The organism is Brevibacterium sp. FAM 24630 (assembly GCF_049804075.1).
Classification (GTDB): Bacteria; Actinomycetota; Actinomycetes; order Actinomycetales; family Brevibacteriaceae; genus Brevibacterium.
The window spans coordinates 221,538-245,455 of the sequence record NZ_JBNBZD010000002.1 but is presented as its reverse complement, the minus strand read 5'-3'; the positions used below and the strand labels follow the sequence as shown (position 1 = coordinate 245,455).

Below are 23,918 nucleotides of genomic sequence, written 5' to 3'. Positions count from 1 at the left end.
AAGGGGGCCATCGTCATGAAAGACCACCTGAGGACGCTCACCGCGCGCAGACAATCGTGGTTCGGGCTCAAACTGCCCGTGAAGAAGGCGCTCGCCCAGCCGATGCTCCACCCCCTGCTGCGCACTGTCGCGCCGCGGCTCAGAGGTGTGAAGATCGGCCGTCTGCCCGCTCCGATCGAACTCACCGAGGTGCGCGGACGTGCCGGTGGAACCGACTTCATCCTCGTCGAGCCCTTTCGCTGCGAGATCGCCAAGGAGTTCTACTGGGGGCGCGGCCGACGCACCGAACCCGAAGACGCCTTTGCTCTTGACCTCATGGTTGCTCTCAGCGCCGACGCCGAGGCGTTCCTCGACATCGGCGCCTACACCGGGGTGTTCACGATGGCCGTCCTCGCCGCGAATCCGCGGGCCCGCGCCCATGCCATCGAGATCATCCCCGCAGTGGTGGCGGGGATGGAGAAGAACATCGCCCGCAACGGACTGAGCGACCGTGTCACCGTCCACCCCACAGGGGTCGGCAGTCCCGACACCTGGATGAAGGTGCCCCTCGGTGACGGGGGATCGGCCCTGCCGTCGTTCTACTCCGCCGACATGAGCTTCGACTCCGACGCCGAGGTGCGCTTCACCTCCCTCGACGCACTCCTGCCCGATCTGCTCGAGGAGACGCACAGGGCGGGCGTGGGCGAAGACTTGACGGTGACCATGAAGGTCGACGTCGAAGGCGGTGAGAACGATGTCTTCGCCCACGGGCAGGAATTCCTCGCCGCCTTGCGCCCGGACATCCTCTGCGAAGTCCTCGACGACCGAGCGAAACCACGGGAGCTCATGCGCCACCTCGGCGGGCACGGCTACCACTACTACCTCGTCGGGGAGGACCGGCTGTTTGCCCGGAAGACGATCCGGCCGGACCCGCAGCTGCGTGACTGGCTGTTCACATCGAAGTCGCCCGAGCAGATGCGCTCGGCCGGTTACCCCGTCGACTGAACGCACCGGCCCCATCGCCCGGACGCGGCCGGCGGGCACCCGCGACAAGGTCCGGCCGGTGCCGCGACACGGGCCTACCGGCACTCATGACAAGAGTCGGCCGGCCTCTCGCGCAGTCGTGCGCGCGGCGTCGACTCAGCCCTCGAGCTGATCGGCGATGAGAGCCGCGAGGAGTGCGGTGCGGGGTGCGATCTCGTCGATGACGGCGTGCTCATGCTCGGCATGCGCCCCATCGCCGACGGCACCGAGACCATCGAGCGTGGGAATGCCGTCACCGGCGGTGAAGTTCCCATCCGAGGCCCCACCCACGGACACGCCCTCCGGTGTGCGAAGCCCGAGCTCGGCCGCCAGAGAGGTGGCGCGGTCGAACAGCGCCGCCGACTGCTCGGGTTCGAACGGCGGCCGGTTGATCCCGCCGAGCACCTCGGTCGACGAGCCGTCCACCTGCGGGTTCGCAGCCAACTCGCGGATCTGCGCATCGACGCGTTCGAGTTCTGCCGCGGTTCGGGCGCGCACATCGATGTCCACCCGCGCCTCGGCGGGCACCGTATTCGACGTCGTTCCAGCACTGATCACGGTCGGGACCACCGTCGTCCCGGCTGAAGCGTCGGCGAGATCGGCCACGAGCGGCAGGGTCAGGGCCAGGGCCATCCCCGCGTTGATCCCCTTCTCCGGTTCGAGTCCGGCATGCGAGGCCCTGCCCGAGAACTTCAGTACGTAGTTGCTCGTGCCCTTGCGTTCGAGTTTGAGCGCACCATTCGCGCTCGCCTCCATGACGAACACGGCCCGGGCTTCGGCCGCCTCGGCGCGGATGAGCTCCGACGACGTCAGCGAACCGATCTCCTCATCGCCGGTGATGAGGATCGACAGCCCCTCCAGCGCGCGCTCGCCGAGGAGGTCACGCAGGATCGCGGTCGCGTGCACGCTCATGACCGCCCCGGTGAGCATGTCGAAGCTGCCGGGACCGCGCAGGATCCCGTCGGCGGTGGAGAAGGGGATGCGCTCGAGCGTGCCGTGCGGCCACACCGTGTCCTGGTGGTTGAGCAGGACGACGCGTGCCGGACCGGTGCCGAAACGCAGCCGCAGGTGGGCGGTGCCCTCGACCTCGAGCAGCTCCGCCTCGGCGCCGAGGCGGTCGCGCAGCAGTGCGGCGAAGTCCCGTGCCCCGGTGGCCACGGCCTCCTTGTCGCTCGAAGGAGTCTCGATCGAGATCACACGTTCGATGTCGGCGAGGATGTCGGGCAGACGGTGGTCCGCCTGAGCGACGAGTTCAGTGGGCTGGAATCCGGATGCAGGGGTCGAAGTCATAGCTCGATTCTACGGAGAGCCCGTTGTCGCTTTCGGCGGTGTCCGGATGGTGTGACCGGGGTCGACCTGCGCCGTGACCGCTCCCTGACCGCATCGTGACTGAACGCCGAGGTACATCACCGCCCACAAACCCCGCCGACTGTGGTTTGCTAGTTCCATGGGTGAGGCAGTCAGCTCGAAGCGGTATACGCCGGAAGAACGCACACTGTATCGGGAGAAGCTTGCAGAGAATCTCGAGCTCTTCGATACCTACCTTCGTCATGCGGATTTCAAATCGGCGGGCACGATCGGGCTCGAACTCGAGCTCAACCTCGTCGACGGTGAGAACCAGCCGAGCCTGCGCAACAAGGACGTGCTCGATCGCCTCGACGACGACTATCAGTCAGAGATCGGCGCTTTCAACCTCGAGCTCAACCACCCGGTGCTGCAGGTGGCCGGGCGGGGGCTGAAGACCCTCGAGGCCGGTGTCGCCCACCGTCTGGAGAAGGCGCAGAAGGCCGCTGAGGCGGAGGGACTGAGCATCGTGTCGATCGGGACCCTGCCGACGCTGACCACGCAGTTCCTCAGCGACGAGAGGTGGATGACCGAAGAGAACCGCTACGAAGCGCTGAGCAACTCGGTCATCGATGCGCGCGGCGAGTATGTGCGCATCGAACTCGGCCGGGACGAACGGTACAGGGCGGAGTTCGCCGATATCGCCCCCGAATCCTCATGCACTTCGATGCAGCTGCACCTGCAGGTGGCCCCGAACCGGTTCGCCGATGCGTGGAACGCCTCGCAGGCGATCGCCGCGGCGCAGGTGGCCATGGGCGCGAACTCCCCGCTGTTCGTCGGTCGCAAGCTGTGGCACGAATCCCGGATCCCCGTATTCTCCCAGTCCATCGACACCCGCACTCCCGAGCTGGTCAACCAGGGGGTGCGCCCACGCGTGTGGTTCGGCGAACGGTGGATCACCAGCGTGTTCGACCTCTTCGAGGAGAACGTCCGCTACTTCCCGCCGCTGCTGCCCGAGATCAAGGACTTCGTCGAGTTCCGGGCCGCGGATGCCCCGAAGCTCTTCGAACTCAACCTGCACAACGGTACGGTGTGGCGGTGGAACCGGCCGATCTACAACTCCGGTGACAACGGCGCCCACATCCGAGTCGAGAACCGTCTGCTGCCGGCCGGTCCGACCCCGGTCGACATGGTGGCCGACGCCGCTTTCTACTACGGACTCGCCGAATTCCTCGTCGGAGAGAACCGCCCAGTGTGGTCGCGGATGTCGTTCGCCGAGGCGGAGGAGAACTTCTTCGCCTGCGCCAAGGACGGCATCGAGGCACGTGTGACCTGGCCGAAGATCGGGCGCATCGGCGTCGCCGACCTCGTCACCGATGTGCTCGCACCCCAGGCCAGGCGCGGTCTGTCACGACTGAACATCGACAATGACGTCATCGACGAATACATGTCGATCATCGAGGGCCGCGCCGAGAGTCGCATCAACGGTGCGACCTGGCAGCTGCGCATGCTCGACCGACTGGCGCCGGGCAGCGCCCCGGGGTCGACCGAGCGCAGCGAGGGACTGAAGGCGATGATGGACGCCTACTTGGCCAACCAGGCGACGGGAGCCCCGGTCCACACCTGGGACATCCCCGACTGAGGGCGCTTTCTGCCGAGAAATGGTCGCAATCGGACACTCTGCGCCAAATGTAGGTCGCAATCGGATACTTCTGGCGCTTCGAAGTATCCGATTGCGACCTATTTTCTGAGCCTGAACTCGAAATCGCGCGACCGCAGCCTCAGAGGCGTTCGATCTCGACGAAGACGACGTCGGCGCTGCCTCCGGGATTCGAGACCTCGTGTTCGGAGCCGGCGGGGCGGGTGTAGGAGATGCCGGCCTCGAGCTCGGCGCGGATCTCGGTGCCGTCGGAGTTGCGCACAAGCATCGTGTCGGTGACCATCGGCACCACGACGTACTCGTACTCATGTCTGTGCATCGGAATGACGCCGTCGGGCCTGATCGTCCACTTCGTCACCCGGAACACGCCGTTGTCGAGCTGGACCTCTCCTGCCGAACCGGTGTCTGCTGCGGAGCTGTCTGCGGTCATTGCGATCTCCTTCGATGCGTGAGCGGATGCCTGAACGGACGTGATTACGCCACTGTATCGCCCGGCAGCCCGCACTTCGGCGACTCGCCCCGAACCGATCCACCCGGGCTAGCATGAGGGGTATGCGATACCCGCGTGAGAAGAAGTGAGATGATGACTGCCCGCACCCCCGCCGAGGCGGCCCCCACCACCCCCGCTCCCGCCGCGTCCGTTCCTGCCGCCTCCGCCCGATCGGGGCTCGTCCGCCCCTTCGCTGCGATGGGCATCGTCGCCACGGTCGGACAGATGCAGCGTGCCGGGCGTGACACGATCGCCATGTGCCTGGGCGAACCGACTCAGGGCGCGCCGAGCCCCGTGCTCGCGCGTGCCGCCGAAGTCGCCCGCGACGGCACCGGCCTCGGCTACTCGCCGATCTTCGGCATCCCCGAACTCCGGGAGGCCATCGCCGGTCACTACCGAGACTGGTACGGATTGGACATCGCACCAGAACGCATCGCTGTGACAACCGGGTCCTCGGGCGCTTTCCAGACGACATTCCTCACCTGCTTCGACGTCGGCGATCGAGTGGCTCTGGCCCGGCCCGGCTACGGGGCATACAAGAACATCCTCACCGCGCTCGGCTGCGAGGTCGTCGAACTCGACTGCGGTGCGGACGAGGGATTCCAACCCAGCGTCGAGCTGCTCGCCGCCGCCCACGCCGAGGCTCCGCTCAAGGGCCTCATGCTCGCCTCACCGGCGAATCCGACAGGGACGATGATCGGTGCCGAAGCGCTCGGGAAGCTCATGGACTGGTGCCGCGAGCACGGGGTGCAGGTGATCTCCGACGAGATCTACCACGGCATCACCTACATCGGCACCCGCGGCGAGACCGCCCTGGCCCATGACGACAATGCGATCGTCATCTCCTCGTTCTCCAAGTACTGGGGCATGACCGGGTGGCGTCTGGGCTGGGCGATCCTGCCCGAAGCCCTGATCTCACCCGCGCAGAACGTGACCGGAAACCTTTCGCTGTGTGCCCCGGTGCCAGCCCAGTACGCCGCGGTCGCAGGATTCACCGAAGAATCGTATGCCGAATGCGAGGCCGCCGTGGCCTCTTTCGCCGGTGCCCGCGAGCACGTCCTGAGCGCACGGTCCGACCTCGGCTTCGGTGAGATGGCCCCGCCCGACGGAGCGTTCTACATGTACGCCCGCATCGACGAGATCCTCGACCGGGCCGGTCTCGACACCGCCGGTCAGTGGTGTGGTCAGGTGCTCGAAGCCACCGGCGTCGCGCTGGCCCCGGGAGACGATTTCGACACAGTCAACGGCCCCCGCTCGGTGCGTCTGTCCTTGGCCGTCGGTGCCGAGAGGACCGCCGAGGCCATCGACCGCATCCTCGACTTCATGGGATGAGCTCCGCCGAGGTGAACCGGGGAGCTCAGACCCCCGCCCCACGGGCGCTGCCGACCCTGGGCATCATCATCGCCGCCGTGCTGCTGGGCTCAGCGGGTCTGTTCGTCATCCTCGCCGAGGCGACCGCCCCCACCGCGGCCTTCCTCCGCTGCTGGATCGCCGTCGTCGTCCTCGCGCCGCTGGCCGTCCTCGAGGTCCGCAGGCACGGGAAGGTGCCGCCTAAGGCGCTGCTCATCGCCGGAGTCTCCGGTGCCGCACTGGGACTGGACTACGTCCTCTGGGCCCAAAGCGTGCTCGACGCCGGACTCGGCGTGTCCACCGTGCTCATCAGCGTGCAGGTCATCGTCTTCCCCGCGCTCGTGTGGATCTTCGGAGGAAGCCGGCCCGGATGGCTGTTCATCGGCTGTGTGCCGCTCATGATCATCGGCATGCTGCTCACCGGAGGCGTCTTCGGTGTCGACGGAGCCGCGGCGAATCCGACCAGGGGCGCGATCTTCGGAGTGCTGTCCGGTGTGCTCTACGGCGTCTACATCTTCGGCATCCACCACAGCCGGAAGGTCGCGCCGAAGTTCGTCGTCGCTCCCGTTGAGATCGGCACCATCGCCGCGGGAGTGATGACGGCCGTCGCCGGACTCGCCCTGGGCGGCCTCGACTTCGATCTCGGGTGGGACGGCTGGGCGTGGATGCTCGCGCTCGCCGTCTGCGGCCAGGCTCTGTCGTGGGTGCTGCTGAGCATCTCGAGCCCGTTGGTGCCTGTGCCGACGACCGCGGCGCTCATGCTGCTGCAGCCGCTGTCGGCTGTTGTGCTCGGCTCGCTCATCGCCGGGGAACGGCTGCAGCCGGGGCAATGGGTGGGCGCGGTGCTCGTCGCCGCCATCGTCTGGGTCGTCGGTGGAGGACCGGAAGCGCTGACGAAGAGACGCCGGCGCTGAGCGGAGTTCAGTGCTCGTGCGCCTCGATCGTGTGGGCGATGGCGTCGATGATGATGTGGGCGACGTGGTCGTCCTTGAGCGAATAGTAGGCTTCGCGTCCGATGCGGTTGACGCCGACGAGGTGGAGGCCGCGGAGGAATTTCAGGTGCTGGGAGACCAGCGGCTGGGACAGGCCGGTCGATTCGACGATGTGCGTCACCGTCGCCTCACCGTGGGTGAGGACGAGCAGCATCTTCAGCCGTGAGGGTGTGGCGAGGGCCTTGAACAGGTCGGCGGTTTCGGTGATGGCTTCGAGGTTGTCCTCGGGATTGAGCAGCAGCTGCTCGACCTCGTCGTTGACGGGAACGGAATCGGGAATGGACGCCATGAGTGCAGATTACCGGACAAGCGGCCCGGCCACCCGATATGCGGACCGCGACAGGGCCGACAGGGTCGTACTCGGTGTGAGGGGCGGTGTCAGTCGAGGGCTTCGACGTCGTTCTGCGAACCGAGGAGATCATCGGCCAGAGACTCCCACTGTTCGTAGGCGTCGGGGAGGGCGGAACGCTGCACGGACTGGGCCGCCTCGGTCGGCGACATCATGTGCCAGCCGTCGATCTGGTCGAGTCCGGGGTTCTCGACCTCCGGATTGACGCCGTAGAACGCCTTCGCGGCGTAGACGGGATCGGTGAGCTGTTCGGGTTCGCCCCAGCCCTGGGACGGTCGCTGCTGGAACAGGCCGACGGAATCGCGATCCCCGGCGTCGAGGTTACGCAGCGAGGACTCCTGCAGCGCGGTCATCAGGGCGATGCGGATCGCCTGGTCGTCGAAGTCGGCACCGCGGCCGACGCCGATGATGAGGCGGGCATTGTCGATCTGCTGTTCATTGAGTTGGCCGACGGACGCCATCTGCATCTGCCTGATCTTCGTGGACCCGAACGAAACGGGGGAGTTGACGATGATGACGGCGGCGACGACGAGGGCCATCACTGCCGCTCCGAGCCCAATCAGGGCACCAGTAAGCACGGACCGGCGGCCCTTGCGAGATGATGTCAGACGAGGCATGTATATAACAATAGTGCAACAAACTTAAGGCTGCATGAGTCCAGGCCGAGCTGTTTGTCACAGTGAGGTCACGGTGACGGGCCATTCGGTGGGCGGCGATGCCTGAAGGCGCGGTCGGGTGAGGACCGAAGTCACGAGGAGGAGTCCGGAGCGGTCGCCGTTGCGTCCGGACGCGGACGAGAATACCCGAAATGAGTCTCGAACGCTTGACCTTGACACGATGTGAAGGTCTTCACTGAAGGGACAGGAGGTGGAGACCATGACCGTTCCACACGACAATCGCCGAACACATCAGACCGACGACCGGCTCGTCGAGGCACTGGGCGGTCCGCACTCGCAGCAGCGTCTGCAGGCCGCCATGGAAGCGGGCACCCGCGCCGATCCCGAATACCTCGAGGTCCTCATCGACCGGTGCCGCATCGAACCGGACTTCTTCGTCCGCGACATGCTCACCTGGGCGCTGACCAGGCTGCCGGCAGACGACACCGTCCCGCGCCTCATCGCCGAACTCGACTCCGACAGGCCGCAGGCGATCAGCCAGTCCCTGCACACGCTGTCGAAGATCGGTGACGCCCGCGCGTGGCCGGCCATGGATCCGTCCCGAATCGGTCGCCGTCTCATCGCCCACCCCGACACCGAGGTGGCCCGCAGTGCGTGGCGATCCGCCGTCGCTCTGGTGCCCGGTGAAGACCGACAGGATCTCACATCGGCCCTGGTGACGCAGCTGGGGCGAGGGGATGTCGAGATGCAGAAGAGCCTCAGCCGGGCGATCGTGGCCCTCGGTGAGGATCTCGTGTCAGTGGTCGATGAGAGGCTTCAAGCAGAGGACGACACAGTGCGGGCTCACGCCATGGCGACCCGGGACATGTTCGATGACCCGGATGCCGGCTTCGCCCACGCCTTGGACGCAGCCAAGCGAGTGGTCGCACTGGGGTCCGAGGCTTCGGTCTAGGCCGGTCTCAGGGAAGTGCCGGCCGATCCGGTGTCGTCGAGTGGGGCAAGCTCGACGACACCGGACCGGAGGCTCGGACTCCTTCCTCCGAGGGGTTCCTCCAAGCGAGCACCTCCGAAACGGGTCCTGAACGCGCGCCGAAGCTACGCGGATGAACCTATAGTGACAAACGAAGCGAGGTGGATATGCGCATCGGCGAGGTGGCCAGGCGCTCCGGCGTCAGCGCGCGGATGCTGCGGCACTACGAATCCATCGGTCTGCTCGAGCCCAGTGAGCGGACATCCGCCGGATACCGCGAGTATTCGGATGCCGACATCGGACGGATCTTCCACATCGAGGGCCTGCGCCGACTCGGCATGAGTCTTGCCGAGGTCCGAGAGGTGCTCGACGATCCGAGCTTCGACACGACGCGGCTGCTCGGCGACCTCATCGCCAAGACGCGCGAACGCATCGATGCCGAAGAGCGCCTGCTCGCGCACCTCGAGCGCACCGACCGGCTCGGCCGAACCGATCCCGAGGCGCTGCTGTGGACCATCGATCTCATGCGCTCTCTCGAATCCGCCGATGTCATCCAACGCCACAAGGCCGCCCTGGGCGGAGGGATCGACGGCAGCGTGCCGATCGAAGCGCTCTCCTCGGCCGTCCTCGACGAACCCGCACCCAATGCGGCCGGAGCCATGCGATGGGCCCTCGCTCAGGCAGGTTCCGCCGCCGTTTCGCCGCTCTTGACCGGAGTCGACGATCCGTCCGCCGCTGTGAGGATCCGGGCGATTCGAGCACTCGATGAGATCCGCCGCACGACCGGGCGTGAGGAACTCGGCGAGGAGGCGGTCGAGGAGATCCGTGACGCCCTGCGGTCGCGTCTCGATGATGAGGACGACGAGGTGAGAGGACTCTGCGCCTTCGCGCTGGCCGGACTCGATGACACGGCGGCGATCCCCGAACTGCTGACGATCGCGATGAATGGTCCTCGAGACATCGACGCCGCCGAGGCGCTCGCCGGATTCGTCGTCGCCGGCTCGACGGCTTCCGCCGATATCATGGCCGAGCTGCACCGGGCTGCCCGGTCACATCGGCCGAACGAGCGTTTCCGTGCCCTGCAGGTCCTCATCGAGATCGCCGATGAACCGGTCGGCCAGGTCCAGCCGGACCATGACATGGCGAAGCCGCATCGGAAGCAGGTGACAGAGCTGCTCGCACAGCTGGCCGAGGACGATGATCGACAGGTGGCCGCGACGGCCGCCGCGGAGCTGAGGCGACGGACGGGCCGCCTCGGCGAGGGGAATTCGGGTTCTCCGCATTCCGGCGGGTGAAACCGATTGTCTAAACTGGCACCCATGACTTCGGCAGGAATGAGGGACGGATCGGGCGCTGCAGATGCGCCGAGCGGGCAGAAGAGGCGGCTCAAGCATTCATTCGTCTACCGTCGTCACCACTTCACACCGACCGGGATCCTCGACTATCTGTTCTTCCTCTTCGGCGGGGCGGCTTCGACCTGGCTGGCGCTGCTGATCCTGCTCAAGGGATTCAGCCTCGGGTGGTGGCAGGTGCTGACCCTGCTCGTCTTCTGGGGCGTTGTGTCCTACCTTGCGCTGCCCAGGCTGCACCGCATCCTCTCCCAGATCTACGTGCCGAACTACTTCATCGGCCGCACCCGCACTTCCGACGGCTTGCTCGGCGACCCGGTCAACCTTGCCTGGCGTGGTGAGGAAGCGCAGATCCACCACGCGATGAGGGCGGCCGGGTGGACCCTCGCCGACAGCATCACGCCGGCGTCGACCTGGGAGATCATCCGCTCGACGGTGACGAAGCGCAGCTACCCGCAGGCACCGGTGTCACCGCTGCTCCTGTTCGGAAGGCGACAGGACTTCGCGTACCAGCAGGAGGTCGACGGTGATCCGGGCCAGCGCCACCACGTGCGCTTCTGGAAGTGTCCGAGCGGCTGGCTCATGCCCGGCGGACACCAGGCCGACTGGCTGGCCGCGGGCACCTACGACAAAGCCGTCGGGATCTCACTGTTCACCCTGCAGTTCACACACAAGATCGAAGAGAAGACCGACGTCGAACGCGACCACATCGTCAGTTCCGTCACAGCCGCAGACGACTCGATCACCGTGGACCGGATCAAGGACTTCTCGACCGGCTACCACTCCCGCAACGGTGGTGGGGACGCGATCATCACCGACGGGCACCTGCCGATCGTCGACCTCGCCGAAGTCGTCGCTGATGACGACGACTACCCCGAACGCTTGGAGCTGGCACTCGACGCCACCCAGATCTACTCCGAATCACGATCGGTCTCCGAAGTGACGAAGACTCTGTGGCGGCAGCGACCGCTGCAGACAGTCGTGGGGGCGGCGCTCGTGCTCATCCTCCTGATCTTCCAGGCTTGGGATGTGATCACCACGCTCCTCGACTGGAACGGACTGCGGACTGAAGTCGTCGGCTACAGCTCGGACATCGCCGCACTCAGCGACGACACGGCCACGCGCATCGTCGCGGGTGTGCTCATCGGAGTCAGCCTCCTCATCGGGTGTCTGCAGGTCATCGCCTCGGCGTCGGTGTTCCGCGGCAGCAACCGGGCCAGACTGTGGATCCTCACTCTCTCGACGATCTCCGTGATCGTGTCGATGACGAACTACTTCACCGGCGACCGTGACCTGGCGACGAACACGTATGCGCTGATGACGATCGCCATGCAGGTCGCCGTGCTGCTGTCGCTGTCGAGCGACTCCTCCCGGATGTTCACCCGCTTCAGCACGGCCGCACTCCGCGCAGAACGGCAGGACCGAGCCCTCGAGGACTGACGCTGCGGACCCGTGTATTCTGACCGTGTCCGAACTACTCCGCATCTCACCTCGACGCCGAGGTCGGAACACTCACGAAGGCAGGACTCCATGACCGACCAGATCCCCGATGCTTCCGTCTTCGATTCGATCGACCCGGCTCTCAAGTTAATCACCGCCGAGATCGAAATCTCAGCGCAGGCCGAAGCGGTGTTCGAACTCATCGCCGATCCGCGTCGGCAGCCGGAATGGGACGGCAACGACAACCTCGGGTCGGCCGTCGAGGGACAGCGAGTGCGTGGGACAGGCGGTTCCTTCATCACGACCCTGACCAAAGGCGTCGACCGGGAGAACCACATCGTCGACTTCGAAGAGGGGCGGCTCATCGCCTGGAAGCCGTCCGAGGTCGGGGGAGAGCCTTTCGGACAGAAGTGGGTGTGGCAGATCGAACCGATCGGAGGAGGCTCAGTCCTCGTTCGCCATATCTACGACTGGACGAAGCTGCGCGATCCGCAGCGCCTGTCTCGGGCGCAGTCGACGACGGTGGCGAATCTGCTCGCCTCACTCAAGAGGCTCAAACAGCTCGCCGAACGCTGAGCCGCAGCCCGAGTCTCACCATCGAAGACCCGAGCGGCCGGGTCACTTCGGCCAAGCGTCGGCCAAACGCGTGAGCAGTGATGCCAGCTGCGCCCTCTCGTCCTCGGTGAATGCGCTCAGCGCCTGATCGACGTTCTCACGCTGAGCACCGCGGAACCTGTTGGTGATTGCACGACCCTTGTCCGTCAGCGCGATGAGGGTGCGTCTCGCATCATCAGGGTCGGCCTCGCGACGCAGAAATCCGAGCTCGACACCTTGGGACACAAGTCGGGATGCGCGCGGCTGGTCGACGCCGATCGCATCACCGAGAGCGCTGACCCCCAGCGCCGTGCCTGCCTGGACGAGGGAGATGAGCAGACGGATGAGCGCACGCCCGCGACCGTGAGCGGCGAACGGTCCGCCGGGATGACGTTTGCCACCGAAAGGGAAGTCCTCCGAGTGCCGACCGCCCCCGAAACCTCCGCGTTCACCGAAGCCCCCGCGCTCGCCGTGCTCACCCAAACCTCCGAAAGGTCCGAAACCCCGCGGACCGCCGGAGCCGCGCCGCCACTGCAGGCGAGTGAGCGCTTCGGCGATCGCCTGAATGTCATCGTTCGTGCTCATGATTCGATTTTACATGTTACTTGACATGTTCCTCTATTGCATGTCATTCTGCATGTACATGTCAGATGACAACTAAAGGAGATGACATGACTGCCCACAACGACTTCAACGATGACAATGACGACGTCACCACCCCGCCCGCAGGCGCCGACGCAACAGGTGCGGACCACCAGGAGGGCTCACTGAACACTGGCGAGAACACCGACACGGACGATGCCTCGGGCCTCGATGCCGATGGTGCCGAGGGGGCGAATCAGGGCGATGCGACGGACAATGACACGGCCGTAACCGGAGACCCCGCGAGCGATGACGATGCCCGCGCAGGTAAGGACGATGACTCCGATGCCGATCTGCCGCAGCTGCTTCGCGAGTTCAGCCACGTGCTGCGCCGCGAGTTCCGCTCAGCCGCTGCCGATTCCGGTTTCGACCCTCGCGACCTCGGGCGCTTGCGGCGAGGCCGCCGCCGCTGGGATGCCGATGAGGTGGTCGCCGACGGCGCCGCCTATCCGGAAGAGCCGGTGACCTATGGCCCGCCGCGCGGCCGGGGCGGATGGGGGCCGTCGAAGAACATCGATCCCGAAGAGCTGCGCCAGCGCTTCCGCGATGTGCGCGACGGAGTCGGCGATCGCATCGAAGAGGTGCTCACCTCCGAAGAGTTCGAGAACCTCAAGGCCTCGCTGTCGAAGATCGTTGAGAACTTCGGCCCCGAAGGATGCGGAGACGACTCGGATGGCAACGACGGACCGCATGACCGCAGACGCCCCCATGATGATGACGGCCACCGAGGCGGTTCTGACCGTCACGAGGCTCACGGGCCCCACGGAGGGCGCGGCGATCGTGACAGCCGCCGTTCAGGGGGCCGCGGACGACGCGGGTTCGGCCCGAGCTTCGGTCCCGGATTCGGTCCGGGCCGACGAGGATTCGACCCCTTCGGTTGGGCCGATGAGCGCCGCAGCCGCGAGCAGGAGGTCCAGGAGGCCTTCGAGCGGGGATTCGCGGCCGGCTTCGAACAAGGACGCAATTCCTGACCGAGCCGCGCACTCGACGAAGCTCTCGTTGACCCAGCTTCGGCAGTCTCCTCGGTGCTCTCAACGTCTGCTGTGACCAGAAGGGCCGAATTGCTCCGCTCTCCGATCGCGGAGAGCCGGGGGCCCTTCTGGCAGAGAGTTTCGGTCTGCCCCGGACAACGAGGCCAAATGTCGCGGCGGGGCGCCGAACGTTGCGCTGAAGGCCCGGCTGAAGCTGGAGAGCTGCGAATAGCCGGTCTGTTGAGCCACCGTCGTCGCCGGCACCCCGCGCAGCAGAGCCTCGCGGGCAAAGGTCATTCGAGATACTCTGCGCCACGTCGGATAGGGGACTCCGGTTGCGATGCGGACTGAACGGTGGAACTCGCGTCCTGACATGCCGAGCCTGTCTGCCCAGTATGCAGCGGGGAACGGGGCATGCGGGTTTCTCGCCAAGCAGCTGAGCAGAGCGGTGATCGAACTGCTCGTATCAGGTAGGTGAGCAGAAGCCCCGTCGCCAGTGTCGATCGTATGAAGTGCGACATGATCGAAGAGAGAGTTGGCGACAGGGACCCTTGGGCGAAGGGCCGTATAGGTGCTGACGATCCCGTGGAGGAGGGCTGCCTTGGTCTCGGGACGGAAGCGATGGACCTGCAGATGTTTGGTCGTCGCAGGTAAACGACCGGTGGGGCGATAGCCCAGTGGGAGAACGAGTGAATCCTCTCTCGCTCTGACCTCGTGATGGGTGCTCGCTGGAAGGATGAGTGCCTCGCCACGGTGCAGGACCTTATGTCGGGCATCGACTGTGACGTCAACGGTGCCTCGATACACCCAGATCGCGACATGCGAGCCGTTGACTCTGGGCCAGGTCTGCGTCGGCAACAGGCGCGGAACCGGTGCCGTCCTGCTCTGCTCTCCTTCTTCCCGGGAAACAGGGAGCGTAGGGAATGTGGGTGTTCGGGCATCGTCGGCGCGATCTCGGTCGCTCTGTCGGAGACGGTGCCGCGCTTCTCTCGGGCTCTGATCCATGATTCGTCGGAATGTGCGGGAGAACGCGCTGGGATCAGCGAACCCGACACGGTGGGCAATGTGTTCGACGCTCAGATCCGTGGCCAGCAGATCCAGCGATGCGCAGACGCGCGCCAAGGTGAGCCAGGCGGAGAACGTCATTCCTGTCGCACCTTGGAATCTGCGTTGGAGAGTGCGCGGGCTCAGGCTCAATGAACTCGCCAGTTCGCCGAGAGTGTGAGGGGCGCTCGGATAGGCGAGGAGGAATCGAGCCAGCCGGTTGAGGTCCTCATCGACCGGCATCGGAGGAATCCTCCGGCTCGACTCTGCAGACTCGGCAACTCTCAGCGGGAGCGGGAGTTCGCCGAAATCTTCGACTGGGCGCAGGTAGCCAAGGCCCGCCGCGAAGCGAGACAAGACGATCGGCTCCCATTCGCGGGGGAGGCTGAAATGCTTGATCGTGGGCACCTCGGTGCCGGGGAGCCACGTCGGAACAGCAGTCGACCCGCGTTGAGTATTGGCGGAAACGGTGGCTCCGATTGGGATGAGCACCGCTTCGTCGGCGCCAAGCGACCAATCGCTTCCGTCGATGCGCACATCCGCCTGCCCGTGTACGACCCAGAAGAGCAGCGGTGTAGGCAGGTGTGCGATCTCCATGGCGGCGGCGGGCAGCCCATCGGGATCGAGGATGGCGGGCGAAGAGATCTGTCGGGACTCTGCTGGCAAGAAGATGTCGCTTTCGGCACGAAACTGATGATGAGGTAACCCTAAGCTATTCGGCAGTCGGCCGAGTTGCCGACCGGCATCGAGACCAGTCGGTGCCCGAAATCTCTGACCGAAGGACAGTCCTCCCATGCTCGTTGGCCGGATTCATGCTGCGCTCGCGTTGACCGTGATCCCCTTGATGATCGCAGCCGCAGGCTGCGCTTCTCCCCAGCCTGACTCTGATGAAACTTCTGCGGGCGGAACGGGCGAATGGCCCCGCACCGTCGAACACGCGTCGGGGTCAACTGAGATCGATGCCGAACCGCTGACTATCGTCTCGACCTCCCCGTCGTTGACCGGTTCTCTGCTCGCGATCGACGCACCAGTTACAGCGACAGCGACCGCTCTGCCGAGCACACTCGTCGATGACGTGGGCTTCTTCTCGCAGTGGGCTGACGTAGCACACGAACGCGGTGTGGAGGTGGCCTACGACAATCTCGAACTCGACCTCGATGCCGTCGACGAGTTGCAGCCGGATCTCATCATCGGCTCGGCAAACGCGGCAGATTCTGTCGCCGAAGCCTACGATCAGCTCTCCGATATCGCCCCCACAGTTCTCATCGACTATGGCACGAAGGACTGGCAGGAGGTCACAACGGAACTCGGCAGCGTCGTCGGTCACGAGGATGCCGCGAAGTCAGTGATCGATGACTACAAGAACTGGGTAGACGATCAAGCCGAGAAGATCGAGATTCCTCAGCAGCCGGTGACTGCGCTTGTCTACCTCGGATCCGAGGGTGTCTGGGCCTTTTCCAAAGACACGGCCCAAGGTCGGCTATTCACCAGCCTCGGCATCGACTACGCGGATGTCCCGGAGGACACCGCCACGCTCAAAGACGGAGTCGCTATGGTGAGTCCCGAAAATCTGCCGAAGGCATTCTCCGAGACAAAGTCGATCTTCGTCACTCCTGCCAGTTCCGCTGATGATGAAATCGAGTCCTTCACATCGGACCCGCTGCTGGCGAACATCCCCGCGGTGAAGAGCAAGCAGGTGTTCTCAGCAGGCGATGAATCATTCCGGCTCGACTACTACAGCGCGAAGCGAACAGTCGAACATCTCGTGGAAAGCTTTGGTGCCACGAAATGACGTCTGCGGCGACCCCTGCGACCACGCTGAACAGCAGTCGCACGGAATCCACGGACACAACGGTTGAGCCGGTCAAGGGAATACGGGCGAGTGTGCTCCTGCTCATCTGTGCGTGTGTCATCGTTGTCGCCGCGATACTCGGGGTCGCAGTCGGTTCCCACTACATTGAAATCAGTCGCGTGCTGAGTGCACTGAGCCGACCAGATCTCACCGATCCTGATCATGTCATCATCTGGAATTCGAGGATTCCGCGCTTGGCTCTCGGCATCGCGGTCGGAGCAGCTCTCGCCGTCGCCGGAGTGCTCATGCAAACCGTCACGCGCAACCCCCTGGCCGATGCGGGACTGCTGGGAATCAATGCGGGAGCCTCTGCCTCGGTGGTCGTCGGAATCGCCTATTTCGGAGTGGCGAGCACCCAAGCCACGGTGTGGTGGGCGCTCTTCGGAGCCGGATTCGCTGCAATCGTCGTCTACGCCCTCGGCACGACTCGTGGACGTGCGGCGACTCCAGTGCGGATGGCTCTCGCCGGAGCTGCCTTCGCGATGGCGGTCGGCGCCGTGACGAGCATACTGCTGATCAACAACGAGACGACATTTCTGAAATTCCGCTATTGGGTGGTCGGTACGCTGCAAGGGCGGCAGTTTGACGTCACGCTGTCTGTCGCTCCCTTCATCGTCGTCGGCCTCATGCTCGGGCTGGGACTCATCCGATCACTCGACGTCCTCGCGCTCGGAGACGAAACAGCCAAAGGGCTCGGTGCGCGAGTCGGACTCACCCGTGCGATCGCCGCTCTCGCCGTGATCGTGCTCGCAGGAGCGGCGACGGCGGCTGCAGGACCGATCGGCTTTGTCGGTCTGATGAGCGCTCATATCGTCCGCATCATCGTCGGCCCAACGCATGCGCGCATGGTGCCGTGTGCAATCGTCGTCGGCATCGCCCTCGTGCTCGCCGCCGATGTGGCAGGCCGGGTGATCCTGGCTCCGAGCGAAGTCCAGACCGGCATTTCTCTGGCAATCATCGGCGCTCCCGTCTTCATCTTGGTCGTGCGCAGAGGAGGACTGGGATGAGAGGCTCTCTCACTTCAGCGGCCTCACGTCAGACATATCCAGACTCAGAAACCGCGCACCGCGGCCATATACCAATCGCGCCCACTGGACCGCAGCCCAGTGATTCCGTCAGGAGAGTCTTCGCTCTCAGGATCGGGTCGATATCGGTTCGCATTGACCGTCGAAGCATCGTCGTGGGCTGTCTCCTGCTTGCTGTGGTCATCTGCTTGGCTGTGTTCGGGCTCTATCTGGGCCGTCCGCAGGAGGGGCTCGTCGGGACGGTGAAGGCGATATGGGGTGTCGGCTCCGAGCAGTTGGTGCGCAGCGTTCAGCAGCGACGGCTTCCTCGATTCCTCACCGCTTGCGCGGTCGGTGGGTCTCTCGCCGCTGCGGGGTCTCTGTTCCAATCTCTGACCCGAAATCCGCTCGGTTCGCCCGATGTCATCGGGTTCACCGCCGGAGCGGCGGCCGCGGCGGCCATCCACATCGCATTCTTTACCTCGACTGTCTGGACCACAGGACTGTTCGCCGTGCTGGGAGGGATGGCAGCGGCACTCGGTGTCTACCTGCTGGCTAGAAGATCCTCCCGAACAGGTGGTCTGCGTCTGGTGCTCATGGGCATCGGGACAGCGGCCCTTCTCACGGCGATCACCGACGCAGTGATCGTTCGCGCTGACTTCTCCGATGCCCAGGCTCTGCAGCAATGGACAGCGGGATCCCTCACCGGACGCGGCTGGCCGCACGTCGTGCTGACGTTCGGAACCGCTCTTGCCCTGCTGCCCGCCCTCATTCCCTTGGCTCGTCGCCTGTCGGTGCTCGAACTCGGTGAGGAAGCCGCTGCGTCGCTGGGACTCCGCGTGGAACGGCTGCGTCTGACCACTCTCATCGTCGCCGTCATCTTAGTCGGCACTGCTGTAGCCGCGGCCGGACCGATCGCCTTCATCGCTTTGGCCGCCCCGCAGATCGCTCGCGGCCTGGCGCGCAGCACTCAGGTGGGAATCTTCCTTCCCGGTTTGTGCGGTGCTTTCCTGCTGTCCGGTGCCGACCTGCTGTCCCAGGAACTCGAGATCGGTCTGCAGACGCCTGTCGGCCTCGTCACCAGTGTCCTCGGAGGACTCTATCTCCTCTGGCTGCTGGCGAGACGAATGTGAACTTCCCAGTGAAAGGAACTCCGATGCCATACCAGAATCCCCACACCATGGGTGCAGATCGCATAGAGCAGACGGCGCAGCTGAGGGTCGACAGTCTGCGCCTGGGCTACGGGGTGCGCGACGTCGTCATCGATCTCTCGGCGAACATTCCGCACAGAGGATTCACCGTGATCATCGGCCCCAACGGCTGTGGGAAGTCGACCCTGCTCAAGGGGATCGGTCGTCTCATCCCCTGGAAGAGCGGTGTGGTCACCCTGGGCGGAGCCAGCATTGCGAAGATGCCGCCTCGGCGCCTGGCTCGTCAGATTGCTCTGTTGCCCCAGTCGACGGGTGCGCCCGACGGCGTCAGCGTGTTCGATCTCGTGGCGCGCGGGCGGTTCCCCTACCAGTCTCTGCTGCGGCAGTGGTCGAACGACGACGGAGTGGCCGTCGAATCGGCGCTGGATTCAGTGGGAATGACCTCGCTGCGGGCCGCTCCTCTCGGAGAACTCTCGGGCGGTCAGCGCCAACGCGCGTGGATCGCCATGGCGCTGGCCCAGGAGACACCCATCATGCTCCTCGACGAACCGACCACCTACCTCGACATCGCGCATCAGCTCGAAGTGCTCGACCTGTGTGCACATCTCAATCAGCAAGGGCGGACCCTCATCGCGGTGCTGCATGACCTCAACCTCGCGGCCCGCTACGCCACACAGATTCTGGCCATGCGAGACGGTCGTCTCCGGGCCGCCGGCGCGCCCACAGACGTGCTCACCCCCGATCTCCTCGCTGAGGTATTCGATCTTCAGGCACTGGTTCACACCGATCCCGAAACTGGCCGGCCCCTCATCATTCCGCGACGACGCAGCGATTCGCAACAGGACGAAGGCACTTCTGACCACCCGTTGACGCACCCTGTCCATCAACAACGCACCCTGACCATCAGCGAAAGGAACTGAAATGGCACATGAAACGAGCACACGAACACTCACCGATGATGCCCGGCGAGCCTCGGCGAACAACAGAAGCGAAGAGGCCGCGCTGCGCGGAACGGACCACGATCGCAATCTTCACGACACGAGGGCGACCATCACTCGGTTGGAGTACCCGTCCGAGCACCTGCTGCGATTCACGGCTCGTCTGGAGTCCGGAGCGGATGACCCTGCGTGGGCGAGCCCGAACGTGACTATCAGAATGGAGCTCGGAGAGGACTTCGACGATGCTTCGCGGATCTACACGATCCGTGAATTCTCGGCCGCTTCCGCTGAAATCGTCGTCGATGTCGTGCTGCACGGCGAGTCGAGTCCCATGATGCGCTGGGCACGGAATGCGCGTATCGGCACGGTGATCGCCTTCCGCGGGCCGAGGCAACACTTCATCGTGCCTGAGGCCAAGGGGCGGAGAGCGGCGCTCTTTCTCGATTCGACCGCGATCCCGGCACTCTTTGCGATGGTCAAGCATTGGCCGACAGGGGTGCAGGGCACAGCGGTCATCGAATCGGATGACGAGGTGGCTGTGGCCGAACTCAAATGCCCACCGGGCCTCGAAGTCCTCACCGTAGTGCCGGGATCAGCGACCGGGCTCTCCGCGCATGCACGGATGCTCGAATCACCTGAGGAGCACGTGGTCTGGGCCGCCGGGGAACGCGATGCAATGCGCGAGATCAGAAAGCACTTCCGGAAGGAAGTCGGACTGGAGAAGGACGACGTCGCCGTCTTCGGCTATTGGAAGCGTGGAGTGACGAACACGGAGATCGACTCACAACGGCTTCACGCCTACAAGGAACTCCTCTCCGCCGGTGGCAACCTTGATGATCTCGACGATTCGGAGATCAGTATCTGACCGAGTTGCTCACCCGCCCCAGGCGAACCACCCGCCCGGGTGGCTCACCCGCGAGCGAGCACGCCTTCGAGGTCGTCGAGCACTGCGCGGTCCTCGATCGTCGACGGCACCGCCGGATTCTCGGCGCCGTCGGCGATCTCGCGCATGGTCTTGCGCAGGATCTTGCCCGACCGGGTCTTCGGCAGGCCCGGGACGATGTCGACACGCTTGAACGCGGCCACAGGACCGATCTCCTTGCGGACCAACGCCACGAGTTCGTCGATGACCGTGGCCGGATCGGCCTCCTCGGCGGAGTCGCCGAGCACGACGAGAGCGCGCGGAATCTGCCCCTTGACCTCATCATTGACGCCGATGACGGCGGCCTCGGCCACGGCCGGGTGAGAGGCGACGACTGCTTCGATGATGCCCGTCGACAGTCGGTGTCCAGCGACATTGATGACGTCATCGGTGCGCCCCATGACGTAGACGTATCCGTCCTCGTCGAGGTAACCGGAATCGCCGGTGAGGTAGTAGCCGTCGAAGGCGGCGAGGTAGGAGGAGATGAACCGGTCGTCGTCTCCCCACACCGTGGCCATGGTGCCCGGAGGCAGCGGCAGCTTGATGACGATGAGCCCCTCTTCCCCTGCGGCCACGGGCTGGCCGCTCGGGTCGAGGATGGCGACCTGGTAACCGGGTACAGGCTTCGTCGGGGAGCCGGGTTTGAGCGGGAACCGGGTGAGTCCCAGCGGATTCGCCGCAATCGGCCAGCCGGTCTCCGTCTGCCACCAGTTGTCGACGACGGGGATGTCGCGTCCGGTCGCCTCGGCGAGGGTCTTCGTCGTCCATTCGTAGGTGTCGGGGTCGAGCCGCTCACCGGCGAGGAATTCCGCACGCAGACTGGACAGATCGTACTTCTTCATCAGATCCCCGTTCGGGTCCTCCTTGCGCACCACGCGCATGGCCGTCGGGGCGGTGAAGTGAACGTTGACCTCGTGCTGCTCGATGGCGCGGAAGAAGGCGCCGGCGTCCGGGGTGCCCACGGGCTTGCCCTCATAGAGCACCGAGGTGACGCCCGCCAGCAGCGGTGCGTAGACGATGTAGGTGTGTCCGACGACCCAGCCGACGTCCGAAGCGGTGAACATTGTGTCACCGGGGTGGAGGTCGAAGAGCGCGGGCATCGAGAACGCACCGGCCACGGCGTAGCCGCCGGAGTCGCGGACGATGCCCTTGGGTTTGCCGGTGGTGCCGGAGGTGTAGAGGACGTAGAGCTCGTCGGTGGCCCTGACGGTGACCGGGGCGATGCCCTCCGGTGTCCGGTCGAGCAGGGTCGCATAGTCGAAATCGGTCTCGCCGAGTTCGCAGCGGTGCTCTTCGCGCTGGACGATGACCGTGAACTCCGGCGTGGACTTCGCGATGTCGATGGCTTCGTCGAGCATCGGCTTGTATTCGAGCACACGGTTCTTCTCGACTCCGCAGGAGGTGGAGATGACGGCCTTCGGGGCGGTGTCGTCGATGCGCACGGCCAGTTCGTTCGGGGCGAACCCGCCGAAGACGACCGAGTGGATCGCGCCGATGCGGGCGCACGCGAGCATGGCCACGGCCGCCTCGGGGATCATCGGCATATAGATGATGACACGGTCGCCCTTGGTCACGCCCTTATCGGACAGGGCTCGGGCGAAGCGGGAGACTTCGTCGAGCAGCTCGGCGTAGGTGATGCTGCGGATGGTGTCGGTGACCGGCGAGTCGTAGATGATGGCAGCCTGGTCGCCGCGGCCGGCTTCGACGTGGCGGTCGATGGCGTTGAAGCAGACATTGAGTTCGCCGTCGGGGAACCAGCGGTAGATCGGAGCATGCGAATCGTCGACGGCGCGCGTCGGTTCGGTGACCCAGTCGATGAGGCTCGTGGCCTGTTCGAGCCAGTAGTCTTCGGGGTCGGAGGCGATGCGGCCCACGACATCGTCGTAGCTGGGGGCGGGGTTCTGCGGGTGCGTTTCCATGACCCCATTGTGACCTATGGAACAGCTCTGCATTGAGGCGGGGGTCACATTTTTCGGGCCGGGGAGCATTGATCGAGCAGGGGCGACGCGGGCGATCGGTCGGCGGGAAAGTCGACCCATTCGTCTGCATATGGGCCGGGACAGGGCACAATGGGGATATGAGATTCCTGGTTGCATTGATCCTCGGCCTGGCAGTCATGTTCGGACTCAACGCCATCTTCGACTTCTTCTCGATGGCGCGACCGTGGGGTTCGGTCATCATGGGCGTCATCGTCGGCGTCACCATGCTCATCTTCCTCCTCGTCTGGGAAGCCGTCCGGCCGACCAAGCCGAAGGACGAAGCTGCGAAGCCGCAGAGAAGCGAAGAGGAACGTGCCCAGGCGCGGGCCGAGCGACGTGCGCGTCTGGCCGCCGAAGCGGGGGTGAGCCTCGAGGGCGTCGAAGGTGCCCTGCCGGGGTCGTCCGCGACGACCGGTGAGAACGTCGATGCCGCCAGCACCGAGGCGGTCGGCGCGGCTGACAGCGAATCCGCGGACACGGAGGCGACGGACACCGAGGCGACCGATGCTCCTGGAATCGGCGATGACGATGCTGCTGAAGACGCGGAGTCGGTCGAAGATGCGGCGGCCGGTGATGCCGCTGACGAATCGACGGACCCCGTTGAGAAATCGTCGATCGAAAGCTCGGGAGAAGACGACGAGACGGACTCTTCTCGACCGGCGCCGCCCATGCCCCCGTCGTATCCTGCACGGCCGACTGTCGCCCCGCAGACCGGCGGGGCAGAACACGCCGATGCACAGGCACAAGCCGGCGCACAGACACACACCGGCACACAGGCCGATTCGGCTGAGTCAACGACGACGAAAGCGGGCGACATTCCGCCTGCACCGCTGCTGCCTCCCGTGGCGACGGCTTCGGGCGATGCGGGAACATCTGCCGACAGACCAGCCGACACCGTTGCTGAAGAGGCTGGCGACAAACCAGCCGACACGGCAGAAGGCGACGACGCAGAGTCGGCGGCGGACAGGACTCTCGAAACGAACATCGACGATCCGGCGACTCTCGATCCCGAAGACTTCGACGAATCCGCCGGCGGGTCCTCTCTCGAATCGCCTCCCACCGGTGAACCCGGAATGTCCGTCGACGCACTCGAAGGCAAGGAACCGGAAGAGACCGCAGAGACAGGAGACGCAGCAGACGATTCCGCCGACGGGGCCGACGACTCACAGTCGCCTCAGCGCAATGACGTCTCGGCCGACGAGAACAACCAGTACCGACTCTGAGGCGTCGGAGCCCCTGGCACTTTCTCCGCACAGCCTCGAACGGCTCCATTGCTGTGCAAAACCAGTGGGCCTATGATCGGGACTAGGCGTTCTGC

The 23,918-nt window shown here is 65.1% G+C and carries 22 protein-coding genes; 15 read left to right on the top strand and 7 right to left on the bottom strand.

Annotated elements, in window-relative coordinates; all coding sequences use genetic code 11:
• The first annotated feature begins 15 nt into the window (after window positions 1-15).
• A complete protein-coding gene (locus ACPUD7_RS02540; RefSeq protein ID WP_425119029.1) occupies window positions 16-984 on the top strand; it encodes an FkbM family methyltransferase in 969 nt (322 codons plus the stop codon).
• Between the two features lie 135 nt (window positions 985-1,119).
• On the opposite strand, the gene ACPUD7_RS02535 is transcribed toward ACPUD7_RS02540, so the two are convergent.
• Window positions 1,120-2,292 carry a M20 family metallopeptidase gene (locus ACPUD7_RS02535; protein ID WP_425119028.1) on the bottom strand — a complete coding sequence of 391 codons (1,173 nt, stop codon included), beginning with the start codon at window positions 2,290-2,292 and terminating at the stop codon, window positions 1,120-1,122.
• Window positions 2,293-2,449: 157 nt separating this feature from the next.
• Between ACPUD7_RS02535 and ACPUD7_RS02530 the strand changes: the two genes are divergently transcribed.
• A complete protein-coding gene (locus ACPUD7_RS02530; protein ID WP_135541565.1) occupies window positions 2,450-3,928 on the top strand; it encodes a glutamate--cysteine ligase in 1,479 nt (492 codons plus the stop codon).
• Window positions 3,929-4,067: 139 nt separating this feature from the next.
• On the opposite strand, the gene ACPUD7_RS02525 is transcribed toward ACPUD7_RS02530, so the two are convergent.
• Window positions 4,068-4,376 carry a cupin gene (locus tag ACPUD7_RS02525; RefSeq protein WP_096161862.1) on the bottom strand — a complete coding sequence of 103 codons (309 nt, stop codon included), beginning with the start codon at window positions 4,374-4,376 and terminating at the stop codon, window positions 4,068-4,070.
• A 153-nt stretch (window positions 4,377-4,529) separates the two neighbouring features.
• On the opposite strand from ACPUD7_RS02525, the gene ACPUD7_RS02520 reads away from it, so the two are divergent.
• Window positions 4,530-5,768, top strand: coding sequence for a pyridoxal phosphate-dependent aminotransferase (locus ACPUD7_RS02520; protein ID WP_096161896.1), 1,239 nt, complete (start codon window positions 4,530-4,532; stop codon window positions 5,766-5,768).
• Window positions 5,765-6,700: a DMT family transporter gene (locus ACPUD7_RS02515; RefSeq protein WP_096161861.1), complete on the top strand. Its 936-nt coding sequence runs from the start codon at window positions 5,765-5,767 to the stop codon at window positions 6,698-6,700. Before ACPUD7_RS02520 ends, ACPUD7_RS02515 begins: the two co-directional genes overlap by 4 nt.
• A 7-nt stretch (window positions 6,701-6,707) precedes the next feature.
• Here ACPUD7_RS02515 and ACPUD7_RS02510 read toward each other — a convergent pair whose 3' ends face one another.
• Together ACPUD7_RS02510 and ACPUD7_RS02505 are read right to left on the bottom strand one after the other, a co-directional pair.
• Window positions 6,708-7,067, bottom strand: a complete 360-nt coding sequence (locus ACPUD7_RS02510; RefSeq protein ID WP_096161860.1) for an ArsR/SmtB family transcription factor — start codon at window positions 7,065-7,067, stop codon at window positions 6,708-6,710.
• 89 nt (window positions 7,068-7,156) lie between these two features.
• The gene (locus ACPUD7_RS02505) at window positions 7,157-7,666 is read right to left on the bottom strand and encodes a peptidoglycan-binding protein (protein WP_425119027.1); all 510 of its coding nucleotides are present in this window, start codon (window positions 7,664-7,666) and stop codon (window positions 7,157-7,159) included.
• A gap of 337 nt (window positions 7,667-8,003) precedes the next feature.
• Here ACPUD7_RS02505 and ACPUD7_RS02500 point away from each other — a divergent pair, with 337 nt between their 5' ends.
• The 4 genes from ACPUD7_RS02500 to ACPUD7_RS02485 all read left to right on the top strand — a co-directional run bounded on the left by ACPUD7_RS02500 (window position 8,004) and on the right by ACPUD7_RS02485 (window position 12,079).
• Window positions 8,004-8,696: a HEAT repeat domain-containing protein gene (locus ACPUD7_RS02500; protein WP_096161858.1), complete on the top strand. Its 693-nt coding sequence runs from the start codon at window positions 8,004-8,006 to the stop codon at window positions 8,694-8,696.
• A gap of 185 nt (window positions 8,697-8,881) precedes the next feature.
• A complete protein-coding gene (locus ACPUD7_RS02495; RefSeq protein ID WP_096161857.1) occupies window positions 8,882-10,009 on the top strand; it encodes a MerR family transcriptional regulator in 1,128 nt (375 codons plus the stop codon).
• 24 nt (window positions 10,010-10,033) lie between these two features.
• Entirely contained in the window at window positions 10,034-11,503 is a 1,470-nt protein-coding gene (locus tag ACPUD7_RS02490) for an LssY C-terminal domain-containing protein (RefSeq protein WP_425119026.1), read from the top strand.
• A 90-nt stretch (window positions 11,504-11,593) separates the two neighbouring features.
• Complete coding sequence (locus ACPUD7_RS02485; protein WP_425119025.1) at window positions 11,594-12,079, top strand: SRPBCC family protein; 486 nt, start codon at window positions 11,594-11,596, stop codon at window positions 12,077-12,079.
• 42 nt (window positions 12,080-12,121) lie between these two features.
• Here the strand turns inward: ACPUD7_RS02485 and ACPUD7_RS02480 are convergent, their stop codons facing one another.
• A complete protein-coding gene (locus tag ACPUD7_RS02480) occupies window positions 12,122-12,682 on the bottom strand; it encodes a MarR family winged helix-turn-helix transcriptional regulator (RefSeq protein ID WP_425119024.1) in 561 nt (186 codons plus the stop codon).
• Between the two features lie 86 nt (window positions 12,683-12,768).
• Between ACPUD7_RS02480 and ACPUD7_RS02475 the strand changes: the two genes are divergently transcribed.
• Window positions 12,769-13,710, top strand: coding sequence for a hypothetical protein (locus ACPUD7_RS02475; RefSeq protein WP_425119023.1), 942 nt, complete (start codon window positions 12,769-12,771; stop codon window positions 13,708-13,710).
• Between the two features lie 60 nt (window positions 13,711-13,770).
• Here ACPUD7_RS02475 and ACPUD7_RS02470 read toward each other — a convergent pair whose 3' ends face one another.
• Complete coding sequence (locus ACPUD7_RS02470; RefSeq protein WP_425119069.1) at window positions 13,771-14,997, bottom strand: helix-turn-helix domain-containing protein; 1,227 nt, start codon at window positions 14,995-14,997, stop codon at window positions 13,771-13,773.
• Between the two features lie 550 nt (window positions 14,998-15,547).
• Here ACPUD7_RS02470 and fepB point away from each other — a divergent pair.
• The 5 genes from fepB to ACPUD7_RS02445 all read left to right on the top strand — a co-directional run bounded on the left by fepB (window position 15,548) and on the right by ACPUD7_RS02445 (window position 20,564).
• Window positions 15,548-16,546 carry a Fe2+-enterobactin ABC transporter substrate-binding protein gene (gene fepB / locus ACPUD7_RS02465; RefSeq protein ID WP_425119022.1) on the top strand — a complete coding sequence of 333 codons (999 nt, stop codon included), beginning with the start codon at window positions 15,548-15,550 and terminating at the stop codon, window positions 16,544-16,546.
• On the top strand, window positions 16,543-17,613 hold the full coding sequence (locus ACPUD7_RS02460) for a FecCD family ABC transporter permease (protein ID WP_135541736.1): 1,071 nt from the start codon (window positions 16,543-16,545) through the stop codon (window positions 17,611-17,613). The genes fepB and ACPUD7_RS02460 overlap by 4 nt, the downstream gene beginning before the upstream one ends.
• 173 nt (window positions 17,614-17,786) lie before the next feature.
• Window positions 17,787-18,743 carry a FecCD family ABC transporter permease gene (locus tag ACPUD7_RS02455; protein WP_240690026.1) on the top strand — a complete coding sequence of 319 codons (957 nt, stop codon included), beginning with the start codon at window positions 17,787-17,789 and terminating at the stop codon, window positions 18,741-18,743.
• Between the two features lie 23 nt (window positions 18,744-18,766).
• The gene (locus tag ACPUD7_RS02450; RefSeq protein WP_240690028.1) at window positions 18,767-19,681 is read left to right on the top strand and encodes an ABC transporter ATP-binding protein; all 915 of its coding nucleotides are present in this window, start codon (window positions 18,767-18,769) and stop codon (window positions 19,679-19,681) included.
• 1 nt (window position 19,682) lies between these two features.
• On the top strand, window positions 19,683-20,564 hold the full coding sequence (locus ACPUD7_RS02445; protein ID WP_135541740.1) for a siderophore-interacting protein: 882 nt from the start codon (window positions 19,683-19,685) through the stop codon (window positions 20,562-20,564).
• 44 nt (window positions 20,565-20,608) lie between these two features.
• Here the strand turns inward: ACPUD7_RS02445 and ACPUD7_RS02440 are convergent, their stop codons facing one another.
• Complete coding sequence (locus ACPUD7_RS02440; protein WP_135541742.1) at window positions 20,609-22,540, bottom strand: acetate--CoA ligase; 1,932 nt, start codon at window positions 22,538-22,540, stop codon at window positions 20,609-20,611.
• 158 nt (window positions 22,541-22,698) lie between these two features.
• On the opposite strand from ACPUD7_RS02440, the gene ACPUD7_RS02435 reads away from it, so the two are divergent.
• Entirely contained in the window at window positions 22,699-23,823 is a 1,125-nt protein-coding gene (locus tag ACPUD7_RS02435; RefSeq protein ID WP_135541744.1) for a hypothetical protein, read from the top strand.
• The last annotated feature ends 95 nt before the right edge of the window (window positions 23,824-23,918 follow it).